This is a genomic window from Chitinilyticum litopenaei DSM 21440, from assembly GCF_000428145.1.
Lineage (GTDB): Bacteria > Pseudomonadota > Gammaproteobacteria > Burkholderiales > Chitinibacteraceae > Chitinilyticum > Chitinilyticum litopenaei.
In genome coordinates this window covers 394,466-406,285 of sequence record NZ_ATZJ01000001.1, presented here as the reverse complement: position 1 = coordinate 406,285, position 11,820 = coordinate 394,466, and the positions used below count along the sequence as shown (strand labels likewise).

The following is an 11,820-nucleotide window of genomic DNA, read 5'->3' as shown; positions in this document are numbered from 1 at the left end:
GCATGTGTAAAGCATGCCGCCAGCGTTCAATCTGAGCCAGGATCAAACTCTTTCGTTTAATCACTGTTACTACTTAATTGCGCTCGCTTGCTTAAAACTCAGAATCAACAAGTGTGTACTTGTTACTTCTGTCTTAAGCGCGAGTGCTGGTCAAACCAAGCACTCACACTCATCGGCTGTAGATTGTTAAAGATCGTTGCCCTGACGCTGCAAACTTCGCTAAACTTGTCGTTTCGCTTCGTTTCTTTCGCTGCGTCAGCAGCAGAGAGGCCGAACTATACGACCCGAACCCGAACCCGTCAACACCCCGCCACAGAAAATCACCAGGCAGTTCGATAAGTCACTGATTTGCAACAATCGAGACAACTGGCTGCGACGCCTTCTTCCAACAGCCCCGACCGAACTTACTCCCCGCACTCCCTGTCAACGCTCCTCTCATGACGTTTTCCGTCGCTGCGCCATGCGCTCACCCATGGCGCTCAGCTGCTCCTGATTGAGCAAACCGCGCGCCCGTTCATAGATTTCCTGCTCCTCGGCAGCGGCATGTTCGCAATAGCGGCGCGCGAACGCCTGCGCCAGTTCAGCATCAAGACCAGCCTCCCCCTGCTGTATGTCCTCAAGCTGCACCCGCAAGCGGGACCACAGCAAGGCCAGGCCATCATGTTCGGCCTGCAGGCGCGACATGCTGGCCGCCAGTCTTGCATCAGCACAGCACTGCAGGGCTGGAAAAAGATCATCCTCTTCATCCTGGTGATGCAGGGGCGCGGCCACATTGAAGTAGCGCAGGATGCCGCTGGCAGCCTGCTGCGCTTCAGCATCACAGCCCCGGATGGCAAGGTGCGCGGCCAGCCTGGGTACGAGCCGTGCATAGTGCCGCACCCGGTCATGACAGGCATAAAGCATCGCCAGGGGATCATCAAAACCTGGCCCGGGCTGGCTCAGTGCGTTCTTTATCATGGCTTCTGACTCCTGCGGCGATTAGTCCGACTATTTTAGTCGGATTAATCGGACCAGGCTTGATCCAGTACAAGCGCGCCGGGGTCAACAGCGCCACGCCAGGGCGAATCCCGATTATTCTTGCGCCATGAATCTGCTTTCCGCCCTGTTTCTGACCGTACTCTGGTCTACGACGCCACTAGCGATCAAATGGAGTGTGAGCGGCATGCCCTTCACGCTGGCCGTTACGCTGCGCTTTCTGCTTGGCGCCACCGTGGCCTGGGGACTGCTCTACCTATGGCGCCAGTCTGCTTGGCCGGGGCGAGCGCTATGGCGCAGTGCCGGCATCGCGGGCGGCACCTCGGCGGCCTCCATGTTGTGCACTTACTGGGCATCACAAGCGCTTTCATCCGGACTGGTAGCCGTGCTCTTCGGCCTGATCCCCCTGATGACGGCACTGTTCGCCCGTCTCTGGCTACAGGAAAGATTGGGAAGGATCGAACTGGCCGCCATTGCGCTGGGGATGGCGGGACTGCTTGTGGTGTTTGCCGGGCAATTGTCTGCCGGCCCGCAGGCACTCTGGCCTGCGAGCGTGGTTTTGCTGGCTGTCGCGCTGCAAGCCGGCGGCGCGGTATTGCTGAAACGGCATTCCACCGGGCAATCGGCACTGGCGATCAATGCCTGCGCCTTGCTGGTTTGCATGGGCGTGACCGGGCTGGCCTGGCTGGGGTCTGGCGCCACGTTGCCGTCGCAAGCAGTTCCCGCCAGCGCGCTGGGCGCCATTGTCTACCTGGGCATCGTCGGCTCGGCACTGGGCTTCAGTGTGTATTACCGGCTGATCCAGCGCTGCCGGCCGATTTCCGTTGCGCTGATTTCACTGCTCACTCCGGCCACGGCACTGTGGCTGGGGCACGCGGTCAACCAGGAAGCGGTGCCGGCGGCACTGGCGGGAGGCAGTGCGCTGATCATTGCCGGCTTGCTGCTGCATGTTCTGGCACAGCGGAGTTAGGCTCTGTTGTTGTCTGCTTTAAATCACTACGCGACCGGCAAAGCCGCCAACAGCCGTGCAGTGGCGCCGCGATGTGCTGCGGCAAAAGCCAGACCGGCGGCCCCCATTTGCCGGCGGGCCGGCGCATCGGCCAGCAGCCGCATGGCGCGATCCAGCGCTTCCGGTATTCCCTGCACCTGGCAGGCAGCTCCGGCCGTGACCGCGGCGGCGGCGACGGCGGCAAAATTGAACGTGGAAGGCCCCAGCACCACGGGCGCCCCTTGCGCACAGGCCTCGATCAGGTTCTGGCTGCCGAAGGGCAACAATGATCCGCCCATCAGCACCGGCTCGGCCTGTGCACCGGCTGCCGCATACCAGGCTCCCATCTCGCCCATGCTGTCGCCGAGCAAGACCGCAGTGGCAGCCGGAATGGCGGAATGGCCATCCCATTGGCTGCGCCGCACGGCGGGCAGGCCACGCTCTGCCAGCAGGGCGGCCACGGCATCAAAGCGCTGCGGGTGGCGCGGCACGACGATCAATAGCAAACCGGCTGGCCAGCCGCAGCCCTGCAGCGCATCAAGCACCAGCGCTTCCTCGCCCTCACGGCTGGATGCCAGCAGCAGCACCGGCCGATCACCAAACAGCGCGCGCCAGCGCCGGCCCTGCAGTTGCAGGGCCGGATTCACCGGCATGTCGAATTTCACGCTGCCGACAACCTGCACGGCGCGCGCGCCAAGTGCGGCCAGCCGTTGTGCATCGGCCTCATCCTGCGCCAGCACGCCGGCCAGTCGCGCCAGCGCGGGACGGATCAGCGGGGCGATGCGCTGGTAGCCAGCCGCAGAACGCGCGGACAAGCGCGCATTGCCAAGGTACAGCGGAATGCCGGCATCGGCGCAGCCATGCAGCAGATTGGGCCAGAGCTCGGTTTCCATGATCAGGCCGAAGGCCGGACGCCAGTGGCGCAAGAAGCGTGATACTGCACCGGGGTAATCATAGGGAAGGTAAACCACATAACCCTTGCCGCCCAATACCTCGTCCGCCGTTGCGCGGCCGGTGGGCGTCATGCACGTCAGCAGGATTTCGGCATCCGGGTCGCGTTCGCGCAGGCCGGCAATCACCGGTGCCGCCGCACGCATTTCCCCGACCGACACGGCATGAATCCAGTAGCGCCGCGCCACAGCGGGCTGCGCGCCATAAAAACCCAGGCGCTCGGCCCAATGCTGGCGATAGGCCGGCTGCTTGCGGGAGCGCTTGAGCAGATAGAGCCAGATCAGCGGAAAGGCCAGCCACAGTGCCAGCCGATACAGTGCGCGCACCATCAGCCCACATCCGCCAGCACACGGCGCAGTTGCGCCAGCACCTGATCCACCGTGATCAGCGCCATGGCGCGCGAATCATGCACGCGCAGATGCCAATCGGCCGTGGCCGGATCGCGCCCGAGCAGCTCGCGCACGGCCTGCGGCCAGACGTCGATACTGTATGCCCCTTGTTGCCAGGGGCCACTCAGGGCAAGACGTGCAACCGCATACAGCCCGATCACGGGCACCTCATAGGCGCTGGCGATGTGCACGGGGCCGCTGTCCGGGCTGATCAGCAGGCGCGCACCAGCCAGCAGGGCAAAGAGCTGCGGCAGATCGGTCTTGCCGGCCAGACTCAGGCCGCCCGGGCTCAGGCCTGCCAGCTCGGCCGACTGCTGCGGATTGCCGCCGGTCACCACCACGCGCCCCTGCCAGCCGGTTTCCGGCAGGCGCAGCACAAGCTCGCGCAGGCGCGCCAGCGGCCAGTCGCGCTCGGCCTTGCTCGCGGACGGATTAATGACCAGATAGGGTTCATCGCCCAGCAGGGCGTGGCGCCAGGCCTGCGCCGCATCCGTCAGCGGCGGAGCCCAGTGCGTGCTCTGGCCGGTGATGCCCAGCTGGCGCACGAAGGCCAGGAAACCGTCAGCCAGATGCTCGTCGGCGGCCGGAATCTGCTCGCTGACAAAACAGCGGTGCCCATCCCGGGCGCGCCGCGCATCAAAGCCGATCTTGCGTTCGGCATGGATCAGGGGATAAAGCAGATTGCTGCGCAGCTTGGCCTGCATGGCCAGCAGCACATCGAAGCGCCGGCCGGAAAAATCGCGGCGGATGCGCCGGTATTCCGCCAGCGTTTTCGGGCCATCGACGGGATAGAGCTCGACCCGGTCGGCCAGATGCCGGGCCACCGGCAGAAACCGGCGCTCGATCAGCCAGGTCAGGCGGGTCTGCGGCAGCTGTTCACACAGCGTCTGCACCGCCGGCAGCAACAGAAACAGGTCGCCCAGCGCTGAGAGGCGCACCAGCGCAATGGATGCGGGAGCAGAAAAGGTCATCCGCCGATTCTAGCCGATTCGGCAGCAGCCCGTGCCCGGACTGCTATGCTCAAAACACGCCGGCACCGGTCATGCGCAGCGGATTGACATCATCTTGCCGGCGCCTCGCACCGTCCGGGCAAGGAGTAAAACACGATGCCGATACTGTCCCTGCTGCTGACCATCGCCCTGATTGCCTGCGTAATCCTCTGGCTGCGCCTGCGTGATGCCGAACATGCGCTGGCCAAGGAGCGCGTGCGCGACCCGCTGACCGGCTTCTTCAACCGCCAGCAGTTCCTCGACCTCTCGCAGCGCGAGGTCAACCGCGCGCAGCGCGCGCAAAAACCGGTGTCGATGCTGCTGATGGATGTGGACCGCCTGCGCGACATCAACCGGCAATTCGGCCAGGAAGGCGGCGATGCGGCGCTGCAATATGTGGCGATGCAGATTCGCCTGTCGATCCGCGACTTCGATCTGGCCGGGCGCTACCAGGCCGAGGAACTGGCGCTGCTGCTGCCGGATACCTCGCTGGGCGGCGCGGCCGTGGTCGCCGAACGCATCCGCAAACGCGTGGCGGAGGCCGGCTGCATGGTCGGCATCCATCCCGTGCCGGTGTCACTGAGCATCGCAGTGTGCGAGTTGAGCCGGGAAACCGACACCTTCGACGACCTGCTGCTGGCTTCGGAAGCCACGCTGGAGCGCGCGCACACCCTGGGTGACAATCTGGTGGTGCTTTACGGCGAACAGGACAAACAGCCCCAGAGTATGTAGCCTAAGCCCAATCAGCCAAATGGCCACACGGCAATACCCCCGGAAAGCAACCCGGTCACTACGAACTGAAACCCCGGCTGCGCCCCCCCGGAATCGATCAGTCGCGGTTGCCGCCGTGCACCATCACGAACTCGAACAGCCGGCAATCCAGCGCGCCATTGTAGAGCGGTGTGCGCTTGCTGGCCTTGAGCCGGATCGTCTTGGCCAGCTGCATGTCACCAGTGAAGAAATACGCGCGCCAGCCGGCGAATTCCTGTTTCAGCACATCGCCCCACTGCGGATACAGCGACATCAGATGCTGCTGCTCCTCCAGACGCACGCCATAGGGCGGATTGGTCAGCAGCACGCCATGCTCGGCCGGCGCAGCTGCATCGAGATAATCGCCCAGCTGCAGGCGCACGGCATCGGCAAGCCCGGCGGCCTGCAGATTGCTTTCGGCGTGATACAGCGCGCGGCTGTCGATGTCGCGGCCATAGATTTCCAGCGGCTGGGCCGTTTGTGCGGCCTGCGCCTCATCCAGCAGTTTCTGCCAGATCGCCGGAGCGAAATCGCGGAATTTCTGGAAGGCAAACGCCCGCTTGAGCCCCGGCGCGACATTGCGCGCCAGCATCGCCGCCTCGATCAGGATGGTGCCCGAGCCGCACATCGGATCGAGCAGCGGCTCGTCCGGACGCCAGCCCGACAACTGCACGATGCCGGCCGCCAGATTCTCGCGCAGCGGCGCCGTACCGGTTTCCTTGCGATACCCGCGCTTGAACAGCGGCTCGCCCGAGGTATCCAGATACAGCGTTGCCATGCGGTCGGTCAGAAAGAGCTGGATGCGCATGTCCGGCGCATGCGTTTCCACGCTCGGGCGCGCGCCGGTCTTGGCGCGGAACGCATCGCAGACCGCATCCTTGACCTTCAGCGCGGCGAAATCGGGGCTTTTCAGCGGCGACTTGATCGCGGTGACACCCACCTTGATGGTGTTTTCCAGTGCAAACAGCGCCGGCCACTCGACACCGCGCGCCAGCTGGTAGATGTCCTCCTCGCTGCGATACGGCCGCTCGGCCAGTTTCCACAGCACGCGGCTGGCCAGCCGCGAGTGCAGATTGACGCGATACATCATCAGCGGTGCGCCGGCAAACCCCACGCCGCCATCGGCCACCTTCACATCTCGCGCACCCAGGCGGGTGATTTCGCTGGCGAGAAGGGTTTCAAGTCCGCGCGGACAGGGGGCGAAAAACTGGAAGGTTTGCAGCAAGGTCAATCTCCGGAATAGCTGGCTGGATCACAGGTCGTTGCACAGCCCGACCGGTGCGCTTGCTGCCCTTTTCCGCCATTCACGGCAAAGGGCCTGCGGGCGCGCATCGGGCACGATCTGCCAAAACCGGCAGTGTACCGCCAATGGCCACGCCCGCTTGTTGCGGGACGTATCAACGGCGGCGTCGCATCCGGCCAACAGCCCGCCGGCAAGACACGCGAATTGCCGCAAGCACGCCCGGGTTTTCTCTACACTGGAGCGGTCTTTCACAAAGTTGCAGGAATCGTCATGAAATCGACTGTACTGGGTTTGCTGAGCGCCGCCGGGCTCATGGGCGGCATGATCAACGCGGCCGTGGCGGCGGATGCCGAGCCGACGGTGAAATCGCACGACAAGCAGGTCGTCGCCTACATCCGCACCTGGCCGATCGGCTCGACGCCCGCCGACATGGATGCCGGCCGCCGCTGGAGCGCCGAGCAGATCCGGTGCGAACAGCTGACCAAGCTCAACCTCAGCTTTGGCCTGATCCGCAACCTCACCGAGGTTTATATCCCCGATCTGGAAGACCGGCCGAATTCGACCAAGACCGGCACCATTCCCGCCTTCAAGACCATGTGGGGCGAAGTCGCCAAGCTGCAGAGCAACTGCCCGCACATGAAGATCAACCTGTCGGTCGGCGGCTGGGGCGCCGATGGCTTCTCGCAACTGGCCAAGGAAAAGAAGACCCGCGCCCAGTTCATCAACAACATCATCAAGATCGTCGACAAGCAAAAGCTCGACGGCGTCGACATCGACTGGGAATACCCGGTCGGCCCGGACTGGCAGCTGCCCATCATGGTCCACCCGCGCGACCGCGCCAACTACCCGGCCTTGCTGGAAGAAACCCGCGCCGCGCTCGACAAGCTCGGCAAGAAGACCAAGAAACGCTACGAACTCTCGGTCGCCGTACCGGCCACGCCGTGGTTCGGTCAGAAAAACGACATCATCCGCATCGTCAAGACCGTCGATTTCCTGAAGGTGATGGCCTATGACCTCGCCGGCACCTGGAGCAAGCAGACCGGCCACCACGCCAACCTCTACCAGCGCCCGGACGATCCGGCCTGGGGCGGCTGGAGCGCCGACCAGGGCATGAAGATCTACCTGAACTACGGCATCAAGCCGGAAAAGCTGCTGCTGGGCACGGCGTTTTACGGTCGCGCCTGGAAGGGCGTGGAGAACAAGGACAACGGCCTGTTCCAGAAATTCGCCAGCGGCGCGTATGAAGACGGCATCAGCTGGCCGGACATCAAGAAGCTGATGGCCAGCGGCTACACGCGCTACTGGGACGACGTCGCCAAGGCGCCGTGGCTGTACAACGGCGACGAGATGATCACCTACGAAGACGCCGAGAGCCTGGCCGCCAAGGCCGCCTACGCCAGGGAGCACAAGCTCGGCGGCATCATGATCTGGGAATACGCGCACGACATGGACGCCGAACTGCTCAAGCCGCTGAACGCCGCGCTGGCCAAGTAAGCAGTCCCGATCAGTAACCCTTCTCGGCAAACAACAAGACCCTTTTGAACCACAGCGACACAGAGGCCACAGAGAAGGACAAGCCCTGAAGAGCATAAGACGTGCTCCCGCTTTTCTCTGTGATCTCTGTGCCTCTGTGGTTGATTTGGGTTTTGAGAAGTCTGGCCAATCAGGCACGCAGCACACATACTCTGGCGGCCATGCCGCCAGAGCCAAACAATAACAGACCCTGGAGGAAGATACCCATGAAGAAAGCCATCCTGAGCACGCTGCTCGGCACCGGACTGCTGGCCGCGCTGGCCCTGCCGGCGCACGCCGCCGACCCGGACTACAAGATTGTCGGCTACACGATTTCCTGGGGCGCCTATGGCCGCGCCTACATGCCCGAGGATGTCGACCCGCACAAGCTCACGCACATCAACTTCGCCTTCGCCAATATCGAGAACGGCAAGGTGGTGGTCGGCGACGGCAACGTCGACACCAGCGGCAAGAACAACTTCCGCCAGCTGCGCAGCCTGAAAAAGAAAAACCCCAAGCTGAAGACGCTGATTTCGGTCGGCGGCTGGACCTGGTCCAAGCATTTCTCCGACGTCGCGCTCACCGCGGAAAGCCGCAAGAAGTTCGCCGACAGCGCGGTCGAATTCATCCGCGATTACCAGTTCGACGGCGTGGACATCGACTGGGAGTTCCCGGTTACCGGCGGCAATGCCGGCAATATCGAGCGCCCCGAAGACAAGCAGAACTACACGCTGCTGATGACCGCGCTGCGCGAGGCGCTGGACAAGGCCGGCGTGGCGGACAAGCGCAGCTACCTGCTTACCACCGCCATCGGCCCGGGCGAGCGCTGGATCAAGAACACCGAAATGGGCAAGGTCGCCAAGGTCGTCGACTTCATGAACCTGATGGCCTACGACTACAACGGCGGCTGGAACAAGTTCTCCGGCCATCTCGCGCCGCTGTACAACGACCCGGCCTACACGCGCGAAGGCGCGCTGCCGAGCAACAACATCAGCACCGTCGTCGACATGCTGATCAAGGAAGGCGTGCCGTCGGACAAGATCGTGCTGGGCATTCCCTTCTATGGCTACAGCTGGAAGGGCTGCAAGCCGGAAAAGAACGGCGAATACCAGGATTGCGCCGGCAAGGGCCGCGGCAGCTGGGAAGACGGCAACCTCGATTACAGCCACATCGAGAAAAAGCTGGTCAACCAGGATGGCTTCACGCGCTACTGGAACGACGTGAGCAAGGTGCCCTACCTGTTCAACCCGAAGAACGGCGAATTCGTCAGCTACGAAGACAAGCAGTCGCTGGCCATCAAGCTCGACTACCTGAAGGCGAAAAAGCTGGGCGGCGCGATGATCTGGGAGCTGTCGGGCGACCGCAAGGAAACGCTGCTGAACCAGATCGGTACGGCGCTACTGCCGGCGGCGAAATAAGTCCAATTGGCCCGGAAGCAACTCACGGAGAGGAAACCTCATGCAGAGAAGCAATCTCATTCAAAGCCTTGTCGCCGGACTGTTGTTTACCAGTCTGCACACTCACGCCGCGGATTACATCAAGGAAAACACCTTCACAGCAGGCATAGAAGGGCCGGCAGTGGATGCGGCAGGCAATCTCTACGCCGTCAATTTTGCCGAGGAAGGCACGATTGGCATCATTTCTGGAAAAGACTCGCCTGCACTGTTTCTGAAACTGCCCAAGGGCAGCGTCGCCAATGGCATTGTCTTTGATAGAAAAGGGCTAATGTATCTAGCCGACTACACAGGCCATAATATCTTGCGGGTGACTCCCGCTGACAAATCAGTTGCCATTTACGCGCATGAAAGCAGGATGAATCAGCCTAATGATCTTGCCATCACCGGCAATGGAGTGATTTATGCCAGCGACCCAAACTGGAAAAACAACACTGGCCGCATCTGGATGGTCAGTACGGATGCGAAAGTCGTTTTGCTTGAAGAGGGCATGGGCACCACCAATGGCATAGAGGTATCGGTAAACGACGCCCACCTTTATGTCAATGAAAGTGTGCAACGCAAGGTCTGGAAGTATGATATCGACACGGAAAGCGGCCTGATTAAAAACAAGCAACTGCTGATCGAATTCAAGGATCACGGCCTGGACGGGATGCGCTCCGACAACAAGGGCAATTTATACATTGCCCGCTTTGGCGCAGGTGAAATTGCCGTTGTTTCACCCGAAGGAAAGCTGATCAACACCATTGCCTTGAAAGGAAAGCGCCCAACCAACGTTGCTTTTGGCGGGGTAGATGGCAGGCGACTGTTTGTTACCCTACAAGATCGGGGCATGGTCGAATTTTTCGACCTAGATATACCCGGGAAAAACTGGCCTGCCAGCGCCAAGTAATTGTTGTGCGTTGGTCCACGAAGCAGCAATCAACCTCACACATACCCTGACACCGATACAGCCACAGCCTTTTCACGGAAAGAGCTGTGGCCGTATACATTCATAGCCCGGCAATGCACAGGTATTTCAGTTCGACATACTCGTCGATGCCGAAACGCGAGCCTTCGCGGCCCAGGCCCGATTGCTTGACGCCGCCAAACGGCCCGACCTCGTTGGAAATCAGTCCGGTATTGATGCCGACCATGCCGGATTCCAGCGCCTCGGCGACGCGGAAGATGCGGCCGATGTCGCGACTGTAGAAGTAGGCGGCCAGGCCGAATTCGGTGGCGTTCGCCAGCGCGATCGCCTCAAGCTCCGTATGGAAACGGAACAGCGGCGCGATCGGTCCGAAGGTTTCCTCGCGGGCGACCTTCATCGCCGGCGTCACGCCGGTCAGCAAGGTGGGCTGGAAAAAACTGCCGCCCAGCGCATGGCGCGCGCCGCCCAATGCGACCGCCGCACCCAGTGATTGCGCATCCGCGACGTGCTCCTCGACCTTGGCCAGCGCCTTGGCGTCGATCAGCGGGCCGATGGTCACGCCCGCGTCGGTGCCAGGTCCGACGCGCAAACCGTGCATCGCCGCGGCCAGCTTTTCGGCAAACTGGTCATACACGCCATCCTGCACCAGGATGCGGTTGGCGCACACGCAGGTCTGCCCGGCGTTGCGGAACTTGGCGATCAGCGCCCCCTCGACCGCCGCGTCGAGATCCGCGTCGTCGAACACGATGAAGGGCGCATTGCCGCCCAATTCGAGTGACAGCTTCTTGATCGTTCCCGCGCACTGCGCCATCAGCGTACGACCGACCTCGGTGCTGCCGGTGAAACTCAGTTTGCGCACCGTGGCATTGCCCGCCAGCTCGCCGCCAATCTCGCTGGCCGCGCCGGTCACGACATTGAACACGCCGGCCGGAATGCCGGCGCGCATGGCCAGCTCGGCCAGCGCCAGCGCGGTCAGTGGCGTCTGGCTGGCCGGCTTGACGACCATCGTGCAGCCGGCGGCGAGCGCGGGAGCAGCCTTGCGCGTGATCATCGCCGCCGGGAAATTCCACGGGGTAATCGCTGCCGTGACACCGACGGCCTGGCGCAAGACGAGAATGCGCTTGTCGGCTTGCGGATGCTGCAGCACATGGCCGTCGAGCCGCTTGGCTTCCTCGGCAAACCATTCGACAAAGCTGGCCGCATAGGCGATCTCGCCCCTGGCCTCGGCCAGCGGCTTGCCCTGCTCGGCAGTCATGATGCGCGCCAGGTCGTCCTGGTGCTGCATCAGCAGTTCGAACCAGCGCCGCAGCACCGCCGATCGCTCCTTGGCCGAGCGCGCGCGCCAGGCCGGCAGCGCCGCGTCGGCTTCGTTAATCGCGCGACGCGTTTCCGCGGCGCCCATTTTCGGCACGCTGGCGATCTGCTCGCCAGTCGCCGGATTGCGAACGGCAAGCACGGCGCCGCTGTCGGCAGGCAGCCACCGCCCGCCGATCAGGCAGGCATCGCGCAGCAGGGAATCGTCAGCGAGTTTCAACATCGTTCATCCTGAAATTTCTTGAACCACAGAGACACAGAGTCACAGAGAACATCACGGAGCAGATAAAGGCTTTGGCTTTCCTGATTAGGTAGCCAGCTCAGCAACTCGTCATGCCGGCGAAA

At 62.6% G+C, this 11,820-nt stretch carries 10 protein-coding genes; 5 read left to right on the top strand and 5 right to left on the bottom strand.

The annotated features are described in order from the left end of the window. Positions 1–435 precede the first annotated feature (435 nt). Complete coding sequence (locus C515_RS22895) at positions 436–957, bottom strand: hemerythrin domain-containing protein (protein WP_028454149.1); 522 nt, start codon at positions 955–957, stop codon at positions 436–438. A gap of 127 nt (positions 958–1,084) precedes the next feature. Between C515_RS22895 and C515_RS0101930 the strand changes: the two genes are divergently transcribed. After that, the gene (locus tag C515_RS0101930) at positions 1,085–1,945 is read left to right on the top strand and encodes a DMT family transporter (protein ID WP_028454148.1); all 861 of its coding nucleotides are present in this window, start codon (positions 1,085–1,087) and stop codon (positions 1,943–1,945) included. Positions 1,946–1,971: 26 nt separating this feature from the next. Here the strand turns inward: C515_RS0101930 and waaA are convergent, their stop codons facing one another. Further along, positions 1,972–3,243, bottom strand: coding sequence for a lipid IV(A) 3-deoxy-D-manno-octulosonic acid transferase (gene waaA, locus C515_RS0101925; protein WP_028454147.1), 1,272 nt, complete (start codon positions 3,241–3,243; stop codon positions 1,972–1,974). Continuing rightward, on the bottom strand, positions 3,243–4,274 hold the full coding sequence (locus C515_RS0101920) for a glycosyltransferase family 9 protein (protein ID WP_028454146.1): 1,032 nt from the start codon (positions 4,272–4,274) through the stop codon (positions 3,243–3,245). Before C515_RS0101920 ends, waaA begins: the two co-directional genes overlap by 1 nt. A 135-nt stretch (positions 4,275–4,409) precedes the next feature. Here C515_RS0101920 and C515_RS19125 point away from each other — a divergent pair, with 135 nt between their 5' ends. Continuing rightward, a complete protein-coding gene (locus C515_RS19125) occupies positions 4,410–5,024 on the top strand; it encodes a GGDEF domain-containing protein (protein WP_028454145.1) in 615 nt (204 codons plus the stop codon). A 97-nt stretch (positions 5,025–5,121) separates the two neighbouring features. On the opposite strand, the gene C515_RS0101910 is transcribed toward C515_RS19125, so the two are convergent. Further along, positions 5,122–6,267 (bottom strand): THUMP domain-containing class I SAM-dependent RNA methyltransferase, encoded by a 1,146-nt coding sequence (locus C515_RS0101910; protein ID WP_245574969.1) that lies wholly within the window; start codon positions 6,265–6,267, stop codon positions 5,122–5,124. 288 nt (positions 6,268–6,555) lie between these two features. On the opposite strand from C515_RS0101910, the gene C515_RS19120 reads away from it, so the two are divergent. From C515_RS19120 to C515_RS0101895, 3 genes are all read left to right on the top strand, one after another. After that, positions 6,556–7,779 (top strand): glycoside hydrolase family 18 protein, encoded by a 1,224-nt coding sequence (locus C515_RS19120; RefSeq protein WP_051304524.1) that lies wholly within the window; start codon positions 6,556–6,558, stop codon positions 7,777–7,779. A gap of 245 nt (positions 7,780–8,024) precedes the next feature. Next, a complete protein-coding gene (locus C515_RS19115; protein WP_043647631.1) occupies positions 8,025–9,215 on the top strand; it encodes a glycoside hydrolase family 18 protein in 1,191 nt (396 codons plus the stop codon). A 40-nt stretch (positions 9,216–9,255) separates the two neighbouring features. After that, complete coding sequence (locus tag C515_RS0101895; protein WP_028454143.1) at positions 9,256–10,143, top strand: SMP-30/gluconolactonase/LRE family protein; 888 nt, start codon at positions 9,256–9,258, stop codon at positions 10,141–10,143. A gap of 100 nt (positions 10,144–10,243) precedes the next feature. Here C515_RS0101895 and gabD read toward each other — a convergent pair whose 3' ends face one another. Next, positions 10,244–11,698 carry an NADP-dependent succinate-semialdehyde dehydrogenase gene (gene gabD, locus C515_RS0101890; RefSeq protein ID WP_144290300.1) on the bottom strand — a complete coding sequence of 485 codons (1,455 nt, stop codon included), beginning with the start codon at positions 11,696–11,698 and terminating at the stop codon, positions 10,244–10,246. Positions 11,699–11,820: the final 122 nt, after the last annotated feature.

Bases quoted from the DNA above. Each gene is read 5' to 3' on its own strand.
- C515_RS19120 (WP_051304524.1), top strand. From the start codon at position 6,556: ATGAAATCGACTGTACTGGGTTTGCTGAGCGCCGCCGGGCTCATGGGC.
- C515_RS22895 (WP_028454149.1), bottom strand. From the start codon at position 957: ATGATAAAGAACGCACTGAGCCAGCCCGGGCCAGGTTTTGATGATCCC.
- C515_RS19125 (WP_028454145.1), top strand. From the start codon at position 4,410: ATGCCGATACTGTCCCTGCTGCTGACCATCGCCCTGATTGCCTGCGTA.
- C515_RS0101895 (WP_028454143.1), top strand. From the start codon at position 9,256: ATGCAGAGAAGCAATCTCATTCAAAGCCTTGTCGCCGGACTGTTGTTT.
- gabD (WP_144290300.1), bottom strand. From the start codon at position 11,698: ATGTTGAAACTCGCTGACGATTCCCTGCTGCGCGATGCCTGCCTGATC.
- C515_RS0101930 (WP_028454148.1), top strand. From the start codon at position 1,085: ATGAATCTGCTTTCCGCCCTGTTTCTGACCGTACTCTGGTCTACGACG.
- C515_RS0101920 (WP_028454146.1), bottom strand. From the start codon at position 4,274: ATGACCTTTTCTGCTCCCGCATCCATTGCGCTGGTGCGCCTCTCAGCG.
- waaA (WP_028454147.1), bottom strand. From the start codon at position 3,243: ATGGTGCGCGCACTGTATCGGCTGGCACTGTGGCTGGCCTTTCCGCTG.
- C515_RS19115 (WP_043647631.1), top strand. From the start codon at position 8,025: ATGAAGAAAGCCATCCTGAGCACGCTGCTCGGCACCGGACTGCTGGCC.